This is a genomic window from Thermobaculum sp. T2p (assembly GCF_059335935.1).
This window is the reverse complement of the sequence record NZ_JANZYQ010000007.1, coordinates 82956-103464: the sequence shown is the minus strand read 5'-3', so window position 1 is coordinate 103464 and position 20509 is coordinate 82956. Positions and strand designations below refer to the sequence as shown.

The 20509-nt window shown below is 61.2% G+C and carries 18 protein-coding genes and 1 riboswitch; of the genes, 11 read left to right on the top strand and 7 right to left on the bottom strand.

Annotation, left to right across the window (positions count from 1 at the left end; all coding sequences use genetic code 11):
• Nucleotides 1-5: 5 nt before the first annotated feature.
• From N2245_RS03785 to N2245_RS03775, 3 genes are all read right to left on the bottom strand, one after another.
• Nucleotides 6-740, bottom strand: a complete 735-nt coding sequence (locus tag N2245_RS03785; protein ID WP_494535401.1) for an ABC transporter permease — start codon at nt 738-740, stop codon at nt 6-8.
• On the bottom strand, nt 737-1648 hold the full coding sequence (locus N2245_RS03780; protein WP_494535400.1) for an ABC transporter ATP-binding protein: 912 nt from the start codon (nt 1646-1648) through the stop codon (nt 737-739). Before N2245_RS03780 ends, N2245_RS03785 begins: the two co-directional genes overlap by 4 nt.
• A gap of 76 nt (nt 1649-1724) precedes the next feature.
• A complete protein-coding gene (locus tag N2245_RS03775; protein ID WP_494535399.1) occupies nt 1725-3158 on the bottom strand; it encodes a sulfatase family protein in 1434 nt (477 codons plus the stop codon).
• 144 nt (nt 3159-3302) lie between these two features.
• On the opposite strand from N2245_RS03775, the gene N2245_RS03770 reads away from it, so the two are divergent.
• From N2245_RS03770 to N2245_RS03740, 7 genes are all read left to right on the top strand, one after another.
• On the top strand, nt 3303-3782 hold the full coding sequence (locus N2245_RS03770) for a MarR family transcriptional regulator (RefSeq protein WP_494535398.1): 480 nt from the start codon (nt 3303-3305) through the stop codon (nt 3780-3782).
• Nucleotides 3783-3802: 20 nt separating this feature from the next.
• Nucleotides 3803-5503, top strand: a complete 1701-nt coding sequence (locus tag N2245_RS03765; RefSeq protein WP_494535397.1) for an MDR family MFS transporter — start codon at nt 3803-3805, stop codon at nt 5501-5503.
• Nucleotides 5504-5640: 137 nt separating this feature from the next.
• Complete coding sequence (locus N2245_RS03760; RefSeq protein ID WP_494535396.1) at nt 5641-6462, top strand: DeoR/GlpR family DNA-binding transcription regulator; 822 nt, start codon at nt 5641-5643, stop codon at nt 6460-6462.
• 76 nt (nt 6463-6538) lie between these two features.
• Nucleotides 6539-7924 carry an ABC transporter substrate-binding protein gene (locus N2245_RS03755; protein ID WP_494535395.1) on the top strand — a complete coding sequence of 462 codons (1386 nt, stop codon included), beginning with the start codon at nt 6539-6541 and terminating at the stop codon, nt 7922-7924.
• A gap of 78 nt (nt 7925-8002) precedes the next feature.
• Nucleotides 8003-8860, top strand: a complete 858-nt coding sequence (locus N2245_RS03750; protein ID WP_494535394.1) for a carbohydrate ABC transporter permease — start codon at nt 8003-8005, stop codon at nt 8858-8860.
• 1 nt (nt 8861) lies between these two features.
• A complete protein-coding gene (locus N2245_RS03745; protein WP_494535393.1) occupies nt 8862-9743 on the top strand; it encodes a carbohydrate ABC transporter permease in 882 nt (293 codons plus the stop codon).
• Nucleotides 9744-9766: 23 nt separating this feature from the next.
• Nucleotides 9767-11110 (top strand): family 4 glycosyl hydrolase, encoded by a 1344-nt coding sequence (locus N2245_RS03740; RefSeq protein ID WP_494535392.1) that lies wholly within the window; start codon nt 9767-9769, stop codon nt 11108-11110.
• Nucleotides 11111-11150: 40 nt separating this feature from the next.
• On the opposite strand, the gene N2245_RS03735 is transcribed toward N2245_RS03740, so the two are convergent.
• The gene (locus N2245_RS03735) at nt 11151-11360 is read right to left on the bottom strand and encodes a DUF2231 domain-containing protein (RefSeq protein WP_494535391.1); all 210 of its coding nucleotides are present in this window, start codon (nt 11358-11360) and stop codon (nt 11151-11153) included.
• Between the two features lie 32 nt (nt 11361-11392).
• Between N2245_RS03735 and N2245_RS03730 the strand changes: the two genes are divergently transcribed.
• Nucleotides 11393-11863, top strand: a complete 471-nt coding sequence (locus N2245_RS03730) for a helix-turn-helix domain-containing protein (protein ID WP_494535390.1) — start codon at nt 11393-11395, stop codon at nt 11861-11863.
• Between the two features lie 24 nt (nt 11864-11887).
• Here the strand turns inward: N2245_RS03730 and cas6 are convergent, their stop codons facing one another.
• Together cas6 and N2245_RS03720 are read right to left on the bottom strand one after the other, a co-directional pair.
• Nucleotides 11888-12667: a CRISPR-associated endoribonuclease Cas6 gene (gene cas6 / locus N2245_RS03725; RefSeq protein WP_494535389.1), complete on the bottom strand. Its 780-nt coding sequence runs from the start codon at nt 12665-12667 to the stop codon at nt 11888-11890.
• 75 nt (nt 12668-12742) lie between these two features.
• The gene (locus N2245_RS03720; protein WP_494535388.1) at nt 12743-12922 is read right to left on the bottom strand and encodes a hypothetical protein; all 180 of its coding nucleotides are present in this window, start codon (nt 12920-12922) and stop codon (nt 12743-12745) included.
• 60 nt (nt 12923-12982) lie between these two features.
• Here N2245_RS03720 and ribD point away from each other — a divergent pair, with 60 nt between their 5' ends.
• The 3 genes from ribD (at nt 12983) to N2245_RS03705 (ending at nt 18066) form a co-directional block, all read left to right on the top strand.
• Entirely contained in the window at nt 12983-14110 is a 1128-nt protein-coding gene (gene ribD / locus N2245_RS03715; RefSeq protein ID WP_494535387.1) for a bifunctional diaminohydroxyphosphoribosylaminopyrimidine deaminase/5-amino-6-(5-phosphoribosylamino)uracil reductase RibD, read from the top strand.
• A gap of 40 nt (nt 14111-14150) precedes the next feature.
• Nucleotides 14151-14343: riboswitch (cobalamin riboswitch) on the top strand.
• A 158-nt stretch (nt 14344-14501) separates the two neighbouring features.
• Nucleotides 14502-16961, top strand: a complete 2460-nt coding sequence (locus N2245_RS03710) for a ribonucleoside-diphosphate reductase subunit alpha (protein WP_494535386.1) — start codon at nt 14502-14504, stop codon at nt 16959-16961.
• Nucleotides 16962-17004: 43 nt separating this feature from the next.
• The gene (locus tag N2245_RS03705) at nt 17005-18066 is read left to right on the top strand and encodes a ribonucleotide-diphosphate reductase subunit beta (protein WP_494535385.1); all 1062 of its coding nucleotides are present in this window, start codon (nt 17005-17007) and stop codon (nt 18064-18066) included.
• A 16-nt stretch (nt 18067-18082) separates the two neighbouring features.
• Here the strand turns inward: N2245_RS03705 and cofH are convergent, their stop codons facing one another.
• Nucleotides 18083-20485, bottom strand: coding sequence for a 5-amino-6-(D-ribitylamino)uracil--L-tyrosine 4-hydroxyphenyl transferase CofH (gene cofH / locus N2245_RS03700; RefSeq protein ID WP_494535384.1), 2403 nt, complete (start codon nt 20483-20485; stop codon nt 18083-18085).
• Between the last annotated feature and the right edge of the window lie 24 nt (nt 20486-20509).

Below are 20509 nucleotides of genomic sequence, written 5' to 3'. Positions count from 1 at the left end.
TCCTCCTACACGTAGTTCCGTCCCTCGTCTCGCCTGTAGAACCACACGGCCACCCCGAGGAACAGGATGGTATATCCCAGAAGCCACAGCCAGTCCTGCAGCCGCCAGGGATCGCCCCGAACCACGTCCCACACGATGTTGCCCCAGCGCCTGGTGGGCAGGTAGGGCGATATCTTGGCAGCTGCACTGGGCAGAGCGTCGGGAGGCACCCACAAACCTCCCAGGAAGGACAGGGGCAACCACAGCATGTTGGCGACCGCTATCGCGGCCCTGGGCCCCGTGGAGTAGCCAATAGCTATACCCAGCAGGGTGAACGGTACTAGCCCCAGTAAGATGGCGACCGCGAAGCGCAGCCACTGCCCCGATCCCATCGATACAGGGGTGGTGAACAGCGCGAGCACGAGCACCGCCACCCCCGTCAGCAGCGCGAACAGGAAGGAGTTGAGGAAGCGGGCCGCGGTGCGCACGCTCATGGGCAGCGGCAACGTGCGCAGGTAAACTTCCCAAGGCGTGCTACGGTCTGTGGCAATCCCTACTCCGAACTGGAAGATAGCCACCCCTAGCACAGAGAACACCATGAAGGAACCTAGGATGAAGTTGGCCGCGCGAGAGGTGTCCGCATTGGGTATTCCAAAGAAAAGGAAAAGCACCAGCGGCAGGATCAATGTGCCGGTAATGTACTCCGGCGTCCGCAAGTAAATCAGTATCATAGACCGAGTGTGAGCCCACAGCAGCTTCATCTTGCCCCCTCCGTGATCGCGATGAATGCCTCCTCTAGGCTGACGGCCAGCACCTCCAGGTTGGAGAAGCCCACGCCCGAGGCCACCAGCGCCCGCACCAAGGAGTCCGAGTCCTTCGTGTAGACGGTGTAGGTGCAACCTTCCTGGTGCACGCTGACCACATCTGGCAGCTCAGGCAACTCGGGGGCCTCGAATCGCACCCGGCGCACGCCGACGATCGCCTTGATCTCGGCCACACTACCCTCTGCTACTATCTTGCCCTCGTTGATCACCACCACCCGGGTGGCCAGCGCCTCGGCCTCCTCCAAGTAGTGCGTGGTAAGCACCACGGTCCTCCCGAGGGACACGAACTCCCGGGCGGCGTCCCACAGCGCGCGCCTGGACTCGACATCCAGGCCCGTAGTGGGCTCGTCCAGAAAGACCACCTCGGGGTTGCCTACGAATGCCAGGGCGACAGCCAATCTTCGCCGTTGGCCGCCGCTGAGGGTGCCCGTACGCCTGCCGGCCACATCCTCGAGGCCGAACCGCCTCATGGCATCATCGGTGGCCATCGGCTTAGGATAGTGAGCCCGCACGAGCTCGATCACCTCCCTCACCCTCAGCTCATCGGGAAAGCCTATGTTCTGGGGGGTGGCTCCCACCCGCAGCCGGCACCTCCAGTCCCGGGGATCACCACCGAACAACCTGACTTCGCCCTCGGTCGCCCTCCGCAGACCGAGCATGATATTGATCGCGGTCGTCTTGCCCGCACCGTTGGGCCCTAGCATCGCCAAAAGCTCTCCAGGCAGAACCTCGAGATCGATCCCACGCAGCGCCTCTACGCCGCCGTATCTTTTATGTACCCCCCGCATGGCCACCACAGGGACGCACCCTTCGGCATCCCTGGCAACTCCCAATTGAACGCCCATATCTCCTCCCTCCCGCGCATCAAGCGCACATTTATATTAGTACAAATATGTCACAACCCGGCCATCATTTCCACTCCTAAGGGCAGGTGAAGGCCCGACACCTCTCGTACTCCCGCAGCTGCTGGTGGAGCCTCTCTAGAGGTAAGCCCTTGCTCGTGGATATCCCGCTCAGCAGATTTTGCAGCTCCCAGGGATCTCTACGCAGGTCGTAGTACTCCCTAAACGTCATGTGTTGCAGTCCCCAGTCGTGATAGTATTCCACATATTGGTAGCTGGGAGTGATCAGCGACACCCAGGTAGGTGACCAGTGTTCTAGAAGCAGCACCGAACGATGGAAGCCCTGATCCAGCAGGGAATGGCCGTCCATGGGGGCATCGATCTGAACACCAGTGGCCTGCACTATGGTGGGAGCTATGTCTATGTTGGCTACCAGGCGGTCGTCCACTGCACCAGCGGGTACATGCCCGGGCCAGCGCATCATCATGGGCACCTGCACGGACTGCGTATAGGGCCAGGACTTAGACACCAGCCCATGCTCACCCCAAAGGAAACCGTTGTCCGAGATGTAGATCACCAGGGTGTTGCGATCCAGTCTCGTGCTGTGCAGCGTGCTCATCACCCTGTTCACCAGGTCATCGGCAGCCATGAGCATCCTCTCCTGCTGGGTGGGGATGATCTGCGTGAAGTAGCGCTGCCGCTGAGCACTCGACCAACGCATGCGCCCACGGTCGTCCGGAGGCAGCTGGTAGTGCTCCACGCGGTGAGTGCGCTCCAACCTGCGCACGAACGGAGGCTTGTCGGATATGTCCCGCTCACACGTGGCGGGATCACCATGGAAGGGAGGCACGTACACGGCCGCGTACCTCTCGGGAGGTTGGAACGGCGCGTGGGGCACGTGGGGGGCGACGTACAAGAAGAACGGACGCCCATCCCCCGCGGCTGCCCTCTCGCGGATGAACTCCACGGCGTCGTCCGCGACGTGGTCCGTGGAGTATCCAGGCACGCGCTCCAACCTCCCTTGCTCGTTGAAGAGGGCGTTGTAGTGATCTGGCTCTTGTATCCCCCAGCGATCAAAGTATGGAGGGGCCTTATCTATGTCCCAGTAGTTGAGGTACTTGCCGAAGATCGCCGTGATGTAGCCGGCCCTCTGGAGGTAGTGTTGGATCGTCAGCTGCTGGGGCAGACGCTCCGTGTAAACGTTCTGCAGCACGCCGTGGTTGTGGGCGTACAGCCCGGTGAAGATCGAGCTGCGCGAGGGACAGCACAGCGGCGTGGTAACGTAGGCGTGGCTGAAGTACGTGCCCCCACGCATCAACCAGTAGCGGGTATGGGGCATCACTCCAAGGGTGCCCACGCGCTGGTCATCGGTGACGATCAGCACGACGTTGGGGCGCACGGGAGTACCCTCCACCGTCCGGGGACAGGCGTGCATCCCAAGCAACGACAGCACGAGCGCCACCCACAAGATCTCCCACCTGCGCAGTGTGAACAAGCCACGCCAGTTAGCCATATCGCCTCCAACCTGGTAGCTACCTAATCTAACTAAGATCCGAGGGCAAATGTTCCTTGACAAGAGATTAAAAAGTAATATACTAAAGTAGCTTAACAATTAATCAGGTTGAAATTTTAGATGGGTATTCGGAAGGTGATAAGAATGCACGCTACTCAACACCAATGTGCTGAGCTGATATTCTCCCTGATGTTCCATCTGCGGTGGGTTTTGACCCACACACTCCGTCAGGAGAGCCAGCAGCTTGGGCTGAGCATCCAGCAGCTCTTTGCGCTGGGAGCCATCGCCTACGGCTGCAAGCAACCCAGCGACCTCGCGAGGAAGATGTTCGTCTCCCTGCCCGCCGCCACCAGCATGGTGGACACGCTCGTCGAGCACGGCCTGGTGCATCGGGAGAGGGGCAACGACGACCGGAGGGCGGTGTACCTCTCCTTGACCGATAAGGGACGCGACCTGCTCGAGTCGGGACGGGAGAAGGTGCTTGGAGCCTTGGGCGAGGTCGTGGCCTGCCTGGAGGAGCAGGAGCAGGAGGAGCTTCGGCGCCTGCTGCTCAAGATGGATGAGTGCGCCTCTGAGCTCAAGGAGGCCTATCAAGCCCAACGCGAGGGCGAGAAGTTAGTTTAGATCTGAGGAGGGATACATATATGGCACAAGCTACGGTTGCGACACCACAAACGACAAGCCTGAGCCAGTTGCCGCGCAGGCAGATCTATCTCACCCTAGCCGGCCTGATTCTAGCGATGTTGCTGGCCGCACTGGATCAGACGGTTGTGGGCACAGCGATGCCCAGGGTGATAGCCGAGCTCAAAGGCTTCAACCACTACGCCTGGGTGTTCACGGCGTACATGGTGACATCGACCACGATGGTGCCGATATTCGGCAAGCTCTCAGACATCTACGGGCGCAAGTGGTTCTACCTAGGAGGTGTGGCTACCTTCCTAGTGGCCTCCTGGCTGTGCGGCCTCAGCCAGACGATGACCCAGCTGATACTCTTCAGAGGGCTGCAAGGCGTGGGCGCCGGCGTCATGCAGGCTATAGCCTTCACGGTAGTGGGCGACTTGTTCCCGCCAGCTGAGAGGGGCAAGATCCAGGGCGTGTTCAGCGCTGTGTTCGGTTTGGCAAGCATCGTAGGGCCGACCCTCGGGGGCTGGATTACCGACAATCTCAACTGGCGCTGGGTGTTCTACGTCAACGTCCCCATCGGGGTGCTGGCTCTGGCCACGCTGTTCTTCTTCTTCCCGCACATCAAGCCCCACGGGCACGAGCGCTCTATAGACTACTGGGGAGTGCTGGCGCTGATCTTCGGCGTGGTGCCCATGCTAATAGCCTTCTCCTGGGCGGGCACCGAGTATCCCTGGGGTTCCAGCCGCATAATCGGGCTGCTAGCCTTCTCGGCGATCATGCTGCTGGGCTTCGTCTGGCTAGAGACCAGGGCGCAGGAGCCGGTGATACCACTATCGCTCTTTCGCAACCGTACCTTCACGGTGTCGGTCATCTCGACCTTCATCACCTCGGCAGGCATGTTCGGGGCGATCATGTACATCCCCCTGTTCGTGCAGGGCGTGATCGGCACTTCGGCGACGAGCAGCGGCACGATCCTGATGCCGATGATGTTCGCGCTGATCTTCTCAAGCATAGTGTCGGGCCAGATCATATCGCGTACCGGCAAGTACAAGGCCATTACCATCATTGGCCTGCTGGTCATGACAGGCGGCCTGTATCTGCTATCGAGGATGGACGCCTCCGCTACGAACGCCCTCGTGGTACGTAATATGGTGATCACTGGCCTGGGGCTCGGAGTCACGATGCCCGTGTTCACCATGGCAGTCCAGAACGCGCTGCCCTACAAGATGCTAGGCGTAGGTACAAGCTCCTTGCAGTTCTTCCGATCCATCGGTGGAACGATAGGTGTGGCGATCTACGGTTCGCTCCTCAACAATAGGTTCCAGGACGCTCTGCAGACCAACCTGCCCAGGCAGCTGACCCAGATCGTGCCGGCCGACAGGCTGAAGGCACTGGACAACCCCCAGGTGCTGGTCAGTCCGGAAGCGCGCCAGGCCATGCAGCAGGCCTTCGCGCAGATGGGCCCGCAGGGGGAGCAGATCCTGCGACAGCTGATGGAGTCAATCAAGGTATCGCTCTCCTCAGCGATCACCGGCATCTTCCTGGTGGCGGCTGCTGCGGTGCTCGTGTCCACCATAGTCACGCTATTCCTGCCCGAGCTGCCGCTGCGCAGGAGCCATCACACAGCGCCAGTGGTCGAGACCGGAGAGTTCTACTACTCCGACGAGGAGGCTGAGGGGACAGAGCGATCCAAGCAACGCCCCTCCTACGAAACATCCTGAACATCACCCACTACTCCTACCCCCTGCGCGTGGGGGAGGCGAGCGCCTCCCCCACATATTTTTTGTCCGCGAGCCATAAACGATCATAAAAGAGCATCTATGATCATATTCGAGCAATCAAATATTGACATTTGCGTTTGGCAGTAGTAGTATTACCTAACCTCAGGAAGAGAGGCGGGGCCAAGATGTTGGATGCGGAGCGAAGGCAACAGATAGTCAGCTTCATCGAGGAGAACAACGGCGCCACCGTGGCCGAGCTAAGCAGGCAGTTCGGTGTGAGCGAGGCGACTATACGACGTGACCTCCTGCTCCTCAGCAGGAAGGGACTGATCGAACGGGCGCACGGCGGTGGCGTACCACGCAGGATGAGACACACTCAGGGATTTCCAGAGCCCCCGCTCCTCAGTCGGGCCGCACTCCAGGTAGAGGAGAAGAGGCGCATAGGAAAGGCCGCCGCGCAGTACGTCGATGACGGCGACTCCATCATGGTGTCAGGCGGCACGACGACTGCCGAGATGATCCCCTACCTGGCGGACAAGCGCGACCTCACGGTCATCACGAGTGCACTCAACATAGCCAACCTGCTGGCAGCCTACCCTAACATCACCGTGATAGTCCTGGGGGGCGTCCTGCGTCATGGCCACCTCAGCCTGCTAGGTGTATTGACGGAGGAGGCGCTGGAGAACATACGGGCCGACAAGCTCTTCATGGGCACCCCCGCCATCCATGCCGACTATGGCCTCTCGGCGGACGACATGGCCGAGGTACAGGTGGATAGAGCTCTGATGGACGCCTCTCGTGAGGTGATCGTGCTGGCCGACCATACGAAGTTCGGCAGAGTAGCCACCATCCGAGTGGCGCCGATCAGACGGATACGCAGGGTAATTACAGACAAGGCTGCCCCGCAGGATGATATCGCTGCACTGCGGGAACAGGGCATAAAGGTAGACGTTGTCTAAGCGGGGAGGTGATGGTTATAGGGCTTAAGACCATCTTGTCGGATCTTCAGGTCATTAAAAGTTCAGGAGGAGCAAGGTGTCACATGGACGTATTCCTAAGCAAGCCCTAACAAGAAGACGATTCCTACAAGCTGCAGCGCTGGCGGGGTTGTCGCTGGCAGGCTGTGGCGCGCCAGGGGGAGGTGCTCAGCCTACACTACCCCCAGCCAGCCTAACCGCTACGGTCGAGGCCAAGGGAGTATCGGTGTCCACCCCCATAGCTGGTAAGACCAACGTCACCTGGTGGACACACAACAACCCAGCGTTCGTCGCCGCTAATAAGGAGATGATCCGCAGGTTCGAGCAGGCCAATCCCAACATCCACATCGTGTATCAGTACTTTCCGTACGACGTGTTCATCCGCAAGCTGCAGGCGGGTTATAGATCCGGCACCGTGGCAGACATGCAGCAGATGTTCGGTACCTGGGTGACGGACTACGCCAAGAACGGCCTCCTGGAGCCCGTGCCGCCCGACATCGCGGGCTCGATGGAGGACAAGTTCTGGCCCGCAGCCCTGGGCGCCTACAAGTGGGAGGGCAAGTACTATGGTATGCCCAATGAGTACAACCTGGAGAACGGCGGAATGCTGGCCAACCCCAAGCTATTCCAGGAGGCCAACATCAAGGCCTACCCCAAGACCTGGGCGGAGCTGGTGTCGGACGCTCAGCGCCTGACCAAGCGCGACCAGAAGGGGAAGATCCAGCAGGTGGGCTTTGCCTTCACCAACAACGACAGCATCACCTTCCTGTTCCTATCGATGATCCTGCAGCAGGGCGCTACCTACTGGGCCAAGGACGGCGTGCACGTGGACTTCTCCACCGATGCGGCCAAGAAGGCCTGGGCCGATGAGACCGCACTGGTGACCAAGTACAAGGTGGACAGCGAGCAGGCCTACACCGGGGATTCCTACGAGATATTCTTCCGGGGCAAGGCTGGGATGGCCATGCGGGGCCCCTGGGTCATAGCCGTCGCCAAGGAACAGTTCCCCCAGTTCAAGTTCGACTACGTGCCCATGCCACCCTACGCCGGCACCGAGCCCAAGTTCGCGGCCGAGTCCGGCTGGGGCGAGGTGGTCAACGCCAAGGCCAAGCCCGAGATCAAGGAGGCCGCTTGGAAGTTCATCGAGTTCATCCACCAGCCGGAGAACCTGCGCGACTGGAACATCCTGACCTTCACCATCCCCTCCCTCAAGGAGCTAAAGGACGACAAGAAGATCCTGCAAAACGCTCCGCAGATCAAGACCTCCTTCGAGGTGCTGCAGTACGGCCAGTGGGTTGGGCCCGTGCAGGACAGGGATCGCTTCTGGCAGTACGTGCACGACGCCTTCACGTCGGTCGAGCTGGGCAAGATGTCGCCGGAGGACGCGCTCAAGGACGCCGAGAAGAAGATCAACGCCATGATCGATGAGCACGTAGGGCCCTAGCGGGGAGGTGTAGCCATGGCCGTCATCGCGCACAGAACGCATAGGCATCGCAGCTATCCACCCGGCCACTCCAGGCGCATGTTGTTCGTCGCCACCTGGCTGACGCCCATCATGCTGCTGTTCGCTGTGTTCTCGTTCCTGCCCATCGCTTGGGTGATCTGGCTGAGCCTCCACAGGTACAACCAACTATCCCCCACCGTGCCGTTCGTGGGACTGCGCAACTACACCTTCGCTTTTACCAAGGATCCCTTCTTCCTCAACGCCCTCGGAAATACCCTGAAGTTCGCGTTCGTGGCCGTGCCCCTTAACCTCGTGGTCTCCCTACCCATAGCCATGGGACTGAACAAGATCACGCGGCTGAGGGCGCTGTTCAGGGCATCTTTCTTCATGCCCGCGATCACCTCGGCGGTGGTAGTATCGCTCATCTGGCAGCCCATCTACGACCCCATGGCGGGCTGGCTCAACACCTTCCTGAGCGCCCTGGGACTGCCCACCAGGGCTTGGCTGGCCGATCCAAGCACGGCGCTATGGGCGGTGATGGTCGCTGCTCTCTGGCAGGACCTGGGCTACAACATCATCGTGTTCCTAGCGGGGCTGCAGGGTATTCCAGACGAGTTCTACGACGCCGCCAAGGTGGACGGCGCAGGTGCATGGGCGCGCTTTCGTTACATCACCATCCCGCTGCTGCAGCGCACGCTGGTCTTCGTGCTGGTGCTCACCATGATCTCCTACCTGCAGGAGTTCACCCATGTCCAGGTGATGACCGGCGGCGGCCCCATCCACTCAAGTGAGACGCTGGTGCTCTACATCTACCTCAAAGGCTTCCAGGACTTCCAGATGGGCTACGCCTCAGCCATGTCCGTGGTGCTGATGCTCATCATCCTGGTGATCACGCTCGTGCAGCTGCGGCTGCTGCGCACGCGATGGGAGTACTGATATGACGGTGCACACGACCGAAACAACAGCTACGGCAGCACAGGCAGGTACCATCACCAAGACCCGCACGGTTAGGGCGGGCACGGCCCTGCTCTACCTGGTGCTTACCCTGCTGGCGATCACGTTCGCCATGCCGTTCTTCCTGATGCTGTCCAACGCTTTCAAGACCCCGGCAGAGATCATCCAGATACCTCCCTCGCTCATCCCCAAGCACCCATCGCTCGACAGCTTCCGGGAGGTCATCCGCACGGCCCCTTACATCACCTGGTTCCGCAACAGCGTGTTCGTAGCGGCCTCCGTCACGCTGCTGACGCTGTTTACCAGCTCGATCGGAGGGTACATCTTCGCCAAGTTCGATTTCCCCGGCAAGAACGTGCTGTTCATCCTGCTGCTGAGCACGATGATGGTACCTTTCTCCGTGCTGCTGATCCCCATGTACCTGATAACCGACTACCTGCACCTCCTGAACACCCTCTGGGCACTGATCATACCCGGCATGGTGAGCGCCTTCGGGGTGTTCCTGCTGCGGCAGTTCATCGCCAACATTCCCAACGACCTCATCGAGGCGGCAAGGATGGACGGCGCCTCCGAGTTCTCAATCTACTCCAGGGTGATCTTACCACTGGTCGGCCCACCACTGGCCGCTTTGGGCATCTTTACGTTCCTAGGCTCCTGGAACGACTACCTATGGCCGCTGGTGGTGATCAACGACCTGAACAAGATGACGCTGCCCTTGGCGCTGAGCTTCTTCAACAGCGCCCACGCCCAGCGCTACGACTTAGTGATGGCCTCGGCGACCATGATGGTGCTGCCGGTGTTCGTGGTGTTCGGGATATTCCAGAGGTACATAGTCAACGCCTTCGTGCTGACGGGTATCAAGTAACAGATACGCTTAGGAGGAGGATGATGTCTCAGATCAAAGTCGTGATCATAGGCGCAGGTAGCACGGTGTTCACACCGGGCTTGCTCGCCGACATGGCACGGTCACCGGTGATGAGGGACGCCCAGGTGGTGCTGGTGGACCTCAACCCTACCGCGGTGGAGATCATGACCAAGCTGGGGCGGCGACTGGCCTCGGAGAAAGGCGTGAACCTGCAGGTAGAGGGCACCACCGACAGGCGCCAGGCCCTGCCCGGAGCGAACTTCGTGACCACAACGATCGCCGTCGGGGGTGCACGTGCTTGGGAGCAGGACTTGCGCATCCCCGAGAAGTACGGCATCTACCAGACCGTGGGCGACTCGGTGGGACCGGGAGGAGTCTTTCGAGCCCTCCGACACATCCCGGAGCTGGTGGCCATCGCCCACGATATGGAGGAGCTGTGCCCAGAGGCTTGGCTCTTCAACTACACCAACCCCCTGAGCGTCAACGTCCGTGCGGTGCACAAGGCCACAACTATCAAATGCGTGGGCCTGTGCCACGGCATACTGCACACCCGCCGGGCCATAGCTCGGGATCTGGGCGTACCTCCGGAGGAGCTGAGCCTGGTGGCCGCCGGGGTGAACCACCTCTCCTGGGTGCTGGACATCCGGCACCGAGGGCAGGACGTCTACCCAAGGTTCAGGGAGATGGTGCGCGAGCGCCTGCAGGACCCCCGCGCCCAGCCGAGCCATGACCCCTATGAAGGGCTCCAGCTCGTCAGCGCTACCCTCATGGAGATCTACGGCTTGTATCCCTCCCCGGGAGATCGCCACGTAGCCGAGTTCTTCCCACACTTCCTGCGGATGGAGGGCGGATTCCTGGCCTATGGCCTCCAGCCCGGGCTTGACCTGACCAACGATATCCTGTCGGGTAAGGGCTCGCTATGGGAGCACCTGCGGGCGGAGGCGGAGGGCACCGCCCCCATAGATCCTAACTTGCTGGATGAGGCACGCGAGGGCGAGCGGGCCGTGAGCATCATGGAGGCCATCCTGCAGGATCGGCCGCAGTATGAACTTGCGGTCAACGTGCTCAACGAGGGCCTGATCCCCAACCTACCATCCTACGGCGTTGTGGAGGTGCCAGGAGTGGTGAGTGGCTACGGCGTGAGGGGCATGGCCGTGGGAGAGCTGCCCGAGGGCATAGCAGGGGTGCTGAGCGCTCGCATCCGGCAGCAGGAGCTCACCGTGGACGCGGCCCTCACGGGTAACAAGCAGCTGGCCATACAGGCCATGCTAGCCGATCCTCTCGTGCGGGATGTGAAGGCAGCCCGGGCCATGTTGGACGAGCTGCTGGAGGCCCATGCCAGCTACCTGCCTCAGTTCGTCACTTAGCCTCCACCACAGAAGCTACCGTGTGCTTGTTCCCAGTTCCCTACTTGCCTGAGAGGGAACTGGGAGCGTTCGGCTTGGCTCCCTCGTCCACGCCTATCCCGAGACGGTACACCAGTTCCCCACCACTCCATGCCGTAAGCGCTCCGATCAAGATGGCGATCGCTTCCAACACTATGCTCAGTCCAGAAGGCAAGTGGTCAGAGCTACCGGTCCTCAGCAACCAAGATATCAAGAATAGCACCACTACCACAACGTTACCCAGGCCGTGTAGAGCTACAAGTGATGCCTTACGGCGTGAGGAAGGGCGTTGGCAAGCCCGCCCAGGAGTATTCGCTGACTCTACGGGCTGAGGAGCTGTTCCCCAAGCCCTACGCAGTGGTGCTGGGCAGGCTTATGGAGGCCCTAAAGGGCCGTCTCTCAAGGGAAGAACTGGAGGAATGCCTGCGAGAGGTGGGAAGGACGTTGGCATCATCCCAGACGAAGCCTATAGGCGACATGGAAGCAAGGGCGGAATCAGCGGTGAGGCTCCTCGAACAGCTGAGAGGGCTAGCGGAGCTGGATCGCGAGGACGGTACTTTGGTGATCCGAGGACGCAGCTGCCCTTTAGGAGGACTCGTGAGAGAGGATCCAGAGCTGTGCAAGCTGGCTCAAGAAATGGTGGAGGTCGTAGTAGGTGTCTCCGTCAAGGAGTGTTGCGATCGTTCGCCCACACCTGCATGCCGCTTCGAGATCGGCCCAGTCCCAAGGTCTTAGAGTGGAAGGTCGACCGTTCGAGATCTATGCACCGAATCCATGGGTCTTGGGGCGCAGCACGTCGAACATGCCGAAACCCTGGGCGTTCTTGGCGCCCAGGCCGGCATCGTAGGCCAGCCAGAAGTAGGGCTCCGGCAGGTACAGTTCGTACACGCCCAGCCAGCCCTTGATGATGTTGCCTTTGTAGGTGACCACGGCCATATCCCTATTGCTAACACGCACCGGCTGCAGGTAGGAACCTTCTAGGTCCCGCTGGGGGTCCGTCTGCCAGCACAGAGATAGAGCCTTGCGAGCCAGGTTGGAGAGCACCATCTCGTTCCACTCGTTCTCGAACGGCGAGTAGTAGTAGGTCTTCTTAGAGCCCCTGAAGGTGGTCAGGGTGCTGTAGAGTGTGATGGGAGATACCGCCCTGATGAGCAGCTTGCTCCGCCCAGACACCTCGGGCTTGGGCTCCACCGCCACCTCGTCCACTATGCACACGTTATCTCCTAGGCGCACCTGAGGCCGCTTGAGGAGGTGCTCGGCTATAGAGGATAGTAGCTCAACATCCACCGCAGCTATGCGGATCGTCACCCCATCTAGGAAGCTGATGCGGTCCTGGTGTATGCGGTACCTGCCCCCCAGGCGCGCGAAGGTAAACATCTTGAAGCTGCGGCGAAAATAGGCGTGAGCCTCATCGTGTACCCAGCGGGCTAGGCCAGCGTCCAGGTTGCTGTAGATAAACCCCTGCACCGCGTGGTTGTAGTGCAGGGGCAGGACTATCTCATCACTCGTCTCGGGATATAACCTTACCCTGATCCTCAATAGCTGTTATCCCTTCACTCAGTGAGGTTGACACATTTACGTAAGGTTACACCCAAAAGAGCCCCAAAGCAAGGGTTAGTTCGTAGGCTGCTCGAACAGGCTGCCGAACACGCCCCCGAAGTAGATTCCAAGGGTCCCGACGAGCATTATCACCCCGGCCAGGGTGTGTAGGTCCTTCCCCAAGGCGTACCCCACCACCAGGGTCACCACTATAAGCACCACACCGCCAAAGATTGCGCCCAAGAACGACTTCATGCCTTGCTCCTTTGGGAAATTTGTACAGCTTGCATGTTACCATTATGTAGCATGCAGGAGATGCTGGCAACCACTAGCGCACACGAAGAGCACATGCGCAGGGCGCTCGAGCTGGCGCAGAGTGCCCTGGGACGCACATGGCCCAACCCAGCCGTGGGCGCCGTGATCGTGAGGGATGGCCAGGTGGTCGGGGCGGGCGCTACCCAGCCGCCAGGAGGGCCCCACGCCGAGGTGGTAGCGCTGGCCCTAGCCGGGGAAGCAGCTAGAGGAGCTACCCTCTACGTCACCCTCGAGCCTTGCTCTCACTGGGGAAGAACCCCTCCCTGCACGGAGGCGGTTATCCAGGCGTGCGTGCGGGAGGTGCATGTCGCCACTCTCGATCCCAACCCCCAGGTGGACGGTAAGGGTGTGGCGCAGCTCAGGGAGGCTGGCATAGTGGTGCACATCGGGCTCTGCGGGCGAGAGGCAATGCGAATCAACGAGGGCTTCCTCAAGAGGATGAGGATCGGCCTGCCGTTCGTGACCCTCAAGTACGCCATGACACTCGATGGGCGTATAGCCACGCGCACCGGCAGCTCCAAGTGGATCACCAGTGAGGAAGCCAGGACTCACGTGCATAGGCTACGGGACCGGGCGGACGCCATCATGGTGGGCGTGGGCACGGTGCTCGTCGACGATCCCCTGCTCACCACCCGCCTCCCAGCCGAGCTGTGCGGCTACGGTGGTCCGCACCACCCCCTGAGGGTGGTGGTGGACAGCCGCGGCAGGACTCCCGTCAAGGCGGCTATGCTACGGTCAGATACCCCGGGGAGGACGCTCATAGCATGTACCACCCTAGCCCCCGAGGACAAGAGACGGTCCTGGCAGGATGCCGGCGCAAAAGTGGTGGTGTTTGACCCAGAGGACGGCAGAGTGCCCCTGGAGGCTCTGCTGCGATACCTAGGGGACATGGGGGTCAACAGCATCCTGGTTGAAGGAGGGGGAACGCTGCACGGTGCCCTGCTAGATGCGGGGCTGGCCGACAAGGTGGTGGCGTTCGTGGCACCCAAGTTGGTCGGTGGTGAGAACGCCCCCGCGCCGGTGGGCGGCCGCGGCGTGGCCGACATGGCCTCCGCCCTCGAGCTAGCCGAGGTCAGCGTGACCCAGGTAGGCCCTGATCTCCTCATCGAGGGCTACCTCCGGATATAAAAATCCCATATGTAGTATTGACAATTGTCACATACCTCAATATATTGTAATTACCGTCGGTTCGCTGGTGTGGCCAGCGAGGCAAGAGGGAACCCGGTGAGAATCCGGGACTACCCCGCAGCGGTGAGCGGGAACGAAAACCGCAGCACGGCACTGGGGACTTCCCTGGGAAGCCGCGGCGAGTAGGCCATCCGCCCGCAAGTCCGAAGACCTGCCGACGGTCCACGCGCGAGCGTGGTTGCGGTGCCGACCTTCGAGGGTGAGGCGGGCCGAGGAAAGATGTCATGGTGGAGCAGCATGCCTGGTGCTGTTCCTTCCCGCTGCTCTTGCCTCGTCCTTCCTCTCCAGGCCCCCGGGTCGGATCTCCTAAAAACTAGCAAGGAGTAAGGAGATGTCGACTGCAGTTAGGGAGCTGGAGACTAGTCGAGTCAGAGTGGTATACCCAGACGGTAGCTTAGCATCACTGGACCCGGATCGCATACGACGACACCTAGAGTATGTCTGTCGAGGGCTACCAGAATGCGATCCATATGAGCTGGCGAACGAGGTGGTACGGTCCCTCTACGACCGGGTCACGCCAGCCCAGATCAGGACCGCGATGATCCTGGCCGCCCGAGCCCGCATCGAGCGCGACCCAGCTTACGATAAGGTAGCGTCGCGCCTGATGCTAGAGCAGCTCTACCAGGAGGCTTGGGAGCGAGTGCCTCAGGAGGCGGAGCTGGAGACCACGTACAGGGAGATGTTCCCACAATATGTGCATGCCTGTATCTCCGCAGGCAGGCTCTCGGAGGAGCTGGCAAAGTTCGATTTGGAACGCTTGTCCCGCGCGCTTAGCCCCGAGAGGGACCATAAGCTGGAGTACATAGGGCTGCAGACCCTCTACGATCGTTACCTACTGGACGTGGATGGCAGGCGCCTGGAAGCCCCGCAGTACTTCTGGATGAGGGTGGCCATGGGACTGGCGCTGCGCGAGGACGATCCCAACGCACGCGCGATCCAGTTCTACGAGCTGCTGTCCTCCCTGCGGTTCGTCAGCGCCACCCCCACGCTGTTCAACAGCGGCACCCCCCACCCCCAGCTCAGCTCCTGCTACCTTTCCACGGTGGAGGACGACCTAGAGCACATCTTCAAGGTCATCGGCGACAACGCCAAGCTCTCCAAGTGGGCGGGCGGACTGGGCAACGACTGGACGCGGGTGCGAGCCACGGGCGCTCTCATCAAGGGTACACACGGCAAGAGCCAAGGGGTCATCCCCTTCCTCAAGATCGTCAACGACACCGCCGTGGCCGTCAACCAGGGCGGCAAGCGCAAGGGCGCGGTGTGCTGCTACCTCGAGCCCTGGCACCTGGACTTCGAGGAGTTCCTCGAGCTGCGCAAGAACACGGGCGACGACCGCAGGCGCACGCACGACATGCACACCGCCAGCTGGGTGCCAGACCTCTTCATGCGAAGGGTGCTGGAGGGGGGCAAGTGGACCCTCTTCTCCCCCAACGAGGTGCCCGACCTCCACGAGCTGTACGGCAGGGCCTTCGAGGAGCGCTACGTCCAGTACGAGCGCATGGCGGAGGAGGGCAAGCTGCGGCAGCACAAACAGGTGGACGCCAAGATGCTCTGGCGGAAGATGCTCTCCATGCTGTGGGAGACCGGCCACCCTTGGATAGCTTTCAAGGACCCCTCCAACATTCGGTCAGCGCAGGACCACGTCGGGGTGATCCACTCCTCCAACCTGTGCACCGAGATCCTCCTGCCCACCAGCCGTGAGGAGACGGCGGTATGCAACCTGGGGTCCATCAACCTAGTAGAACATCTATCAGAAGATGGCCTTGACGAGGAGAAGCTAGCAGATACCGTTCGCACCGCCGTCAGGATGCTCGATAACGTCATCGACATCAACTTCTATCCCACGCCTGAGGCCAGGAGGTCCAACCTCCGGCACCGCCCCATCGGGCTAGGGATCATGGGCTTCCACGACGCGCTGCTCGCGCTGCGTATCCCCTACGCTAGCCAGGAGGCAGTCGAGTTCTCGGATTACACCATGGAGCTCATCTCCTGGCACGCCATCCTGGCCTCGAGCGAGCTTGCTGCCGAGCGCGGCCGATACCCATCCTACGAGGGCTCTAAGTGGAGTCGCGGTCTGCTGCCGATCGACACGATCGAGCTGCTGGAGCGCGAGCGTGGAGGCGATCTCGAGATGGACCGTACGGCCAGGCTGGATTGGAGACCAGTGCGCGAGGCCGTGGCCCGATGGGGTGTGCGTAACTCCCAGATCATGGCGATAGCCCCCACTGCCACCATCTCCAACATCGCTGGCGTCTCCCAATCGATCGAGCCCCACTACCGCAACCTCTTCGTCAAGTCCAACCTGTCGGGAGATTTCACCATCGTGAACCCCTACCTGGTGGCCGACCTCAAGCGGCTGAGGCTGTGGAACCAAGAGATGCTTGACAGGATCAAGTACTATGATGGCTCCATCCTGCCGATAGAGGAGATTCCTGGCGAGATCAAGCACCTGTATCTGACTGCGCACGAGATCGACCCGCTGTGGCTGATCGAGTGCGCTAGCCGCAGGCAGAAGTGGGTGGACATGGGGCAGTCGCTCAACATCTACATCGCCGAGCCCAGCGGCAAGAAGCTGCACGAGATCTACCTAGCGGCCTGGCGCAAGGGGCTGAAGACCACCTACTACCTGCGAGCCGTGGGGGCCACCAATGTAGAGAAAGCTAGCATGGATATCAACCGCTTCGGGGTGCAGCCACGATGGATGAGGTCACGCTCCGCCTCCAGCCGCGTGCGGATCGTCCGTGAGGGGAGCACCTGCCAGATAGGCGAAGACTGCGAAGCCTGCCAATAGCTGATACCAACATCTCAACACAGATAGTAAGGAGGGAAAGAATATGAGCGCTTGCTGCACACCAGACAGAGGGGGTATGTACGACCTGAGCCAGAGGATACGAGTGGAGGACAAGAGGCTGATCAACTGTAAGGCCGTGGACGTCAACCAGCTGTGGCCACTCAAGTACGCTTGGGCGTGGGAACACTACCTCAACGGCTGCGCCAACCACTGGATGCCCACCGAGGTGCCGATGCATAAGGACATCGAGCTGTGGCGCTCCGACGCCCTCACGCCAGACGAGAGGCTGGTGATCATGCGCAACCTCGGCTTCTTCAGCACCGGTGAGAGCCTGGTCGGCAACAACATCGTCCTGGCGATCTTCAAGCATATCACCAACCCCGAGGCCCGGCAGTACCTGCTGCGCCAGGCCTTCGAGGAGGCCATCCACACCCACGCCTTCCACTATATAGTGGAGTCGCTCGGCCTGGACGGCCGTGAGGTTTTCAATATGTACCGCGAGGTGGACTCCATCAAGGGAAAGGACGAGTTCGTGATGTCCCTCACCGAGCGGGTGCTCGACCCCGACTTCACCACAGAGACTCTCGAGGGCATCCAGGACTTCATCCGCAACCTCGTGGGCTTCTACGTGATCATGGAGGGCATATTCTTCTACAGCGGCTTCGTCATGATCCTATCCTTCCATCGCCAGAACCGCATGACGGGCATCGGCGAGCAGTTCCAGTACATCCTGCGGGACGAGACCGTGCACCTCAACTTCGGCATCGACCTCATCAACACCATCAAGGAGGAGAACCCCGAAGCCTGGACGGAGGAGCTGCGCCGCGACCTCGTGGGGATGATCCGTCAGGCGGTCGAGTACGAGATCGCCTACGCCCGCGAGTGCCTACCCAACGGCGTGCTGGGGCTCAACGCGGACCTCTTCCGCGAGTATGTGCAGTACATCGCTGACAGGAGGCTGGAGCGCATAGAGCTGCCGGTGCAGTACCGCTCGCGCAACCCATTCCCCTGGATGAGCGAGACGATGGACCTGCCTAAGGAGAAGAACTTCTTTGAGACCCGCGTCACGGAGTACCAGAACGCTGGCACGCTGGTGTGGGACTAGATCCCACACCAGCTCCTCACCTGCGTGCATACCGCTTGACCGGAGGCTGCACGAGCGGTAGCAGGGGAGGTGCGCCGAACGACGCCCTCCGACGATCCTCCGGCACCTCCCCATACAGCGTCGTCCTTTGCCTGGGGACCCTACCGATGGAGGTGATTATCTCCTCCATCTTCTCCGGTGGTAGCTCTTGCCCGTTCTCCCCACCGGCGGCGCGGGTGATGCTCTCGTTCATGAGCGTCCCTCCTAGGTCGTTGGCGCCCGATCGCAGGCAGAGCTTCACCCCCTCAACCCCCATCTTCACCCAGGAGGTCTGAATGTTCGTGATCTCGGGATAGAGCACTAGACGGGCAACTGCGTGCATCAGCACAGCCTCCCGGAAGGTCGGGCCACGCCTGGCCATGCCCTTCCAGAACATCGGAGCCTCCATGTGGACGAAAGGCAGAGGCACGAACTCGGTGAAGCCTCCGGTCTCCCTCTGCAGTCCCTTAATCCGCAGGAGGTGCCGCGCCCAGTGCACCGGGCTATCCACGTGCCCGTACATGATGGTGGCGGTGGTGCGTATCCCCAGCAGGTGCGCCTGACGTATCACCTCCAGCCACTGCTCCGTCCGGATCTTGTCCGGGCAGATGATCGCCCTGACCTCGTCGTCGAGGATCTCGGCGGCCGTGCCAGGCAGCGTACCCAGCCCGGCGGCCCTCAGCTCCGAGAGGAACTCCCGCACGCTCAAGCCCAGCGTCTGCGCTCCCTGCCACACCTCCAGCGGGGAGAAGGCGTGGATGTGTATCCCGGGCACGGCCGCCTTCACGGCCCGGCAGATGCGCAGGTAGGTCTCGCCTGTGTACTCGGGGTGTATTCCCCCCTGCATGCACACCTCGGTGGCTCCTCGATCCCAGGCCTCGCGCGCCCGGCGCACGATCTCCTCCAGCGGCAGGTCGTAGGGCGCCCCCCGCAGGTTCTCCGAGAGCTTGCCCTTGGAGAACGCGCAGAACTTGCACCTGAAGTAGCAGATGTTGGTGTAGTTGATGTTTCGGTTGACGACATAGGTTACCACGTCACCGCACGTTCGGCGCCGCAGCTCGTCGGCAGCCTCGCACACCGCCTGAAACTCACTGCCCCTGGCCGCAAACAGGCGCACTACCTCCTGCTCTCCCAGGTCTCGACCGGCCATGGCATCGTCGATGATCGCTAGGAGCTCTCCAGACACTTTGCCTCCGCCGCACACCACGGGCAGCTCACCTGAGCTGCCAGGAGACCAATCGTCGGTGCGGGCGTAGCCCTCGCTGTCGGCATGATGCAGCAGCTTGGGCAGCACCTGGGGATCCACCCACCTGGAGGGCTCACGCACGTATTCGGGGTAGATCGCCAGCCTCTCCACGAGCTCCTTCCCGGCCTCTTCCGTCTTCTGGGCCAGTTCCCGTAGGTGCGGCCAAGGAGCCTCCGGGTTAACATGATCGGGCGTCACGGGCGACACCCCTCCCCAGTCGTTGATGCCAGCCTCGATCAGTTTTCCATAGGTGCCAGGACTCAGGTTGGGAGGCGCCTGTACGTTCATCTCAGGCCCCAGGACTATACGAGCAACAGCTACCGTCCACAGCAGGTCCTCCAGGGTGGGCTCGGGGGCATCAGCCATGCGAGTACCTGGTTTGGCACGGAAGTTCTGCACGATCACCTCCTGGATGTGCTCATAACGCCGGTGCAGATCACGCAGCACCAGGAGCGACTGTATTCTCTCCCGACGCGTCTCTCCTATCCCGATCAGGATGCCGGAGGTGAACGGCACAGCCAACTCTCCGGCAGCTTCGATAGTCGCGACTCGCACGGCGGGGTGCTTATCCGGCGAGCCGTAGTGCGGTCCGCCCCTAAGCGAGAGCCGTTCCGAGGCTGTCTCGAGCATTATTCCTTGGGATACGGTTACCTTGCGCAGCACCTCTATCTCCTCGCTGGTCATGACACCTGGGTTGGCGTGCGGCAGCAGGCCCGTCTCCCGCAGCACTAGCTCGCACATCTCCGCCAGGTAGGATATGGTGCTAGGGTGTCCCATCCGCTCCAGTTCCTCCCTGGCGACCCTGTAGCGCAGCTCCGGCTTGTCGCCCAGGGTGAACAGCGCCTCCTTGCACCCGGCTCTGGCCCCCGCCCGCGCCACCTCGAGCACCTCCTCGGGCGTCATGTAGGCCCTCTCCACCTTGCGAGGCGACCAGGCGAAAGTGCAGTAGTGGCACACATCGCGGCAGAGGTGGGTCAATGGGATGAACACCTTGCGAGAGTAGGATACCCTGTTAGCGTGGGCGGCGTCCCTCATCGCAGCTGCGACCTGCATGAGAGACTGCAGATCATCATAGTCAGCCAGCAACAGCGCTTCCTCCGGAGACGGCAGATCCCCCTCCAGCGCTCGCTCGAGTATTTGGTGCACCACAGTCACTGGTAGCCCTCCTTTCCCAAATGC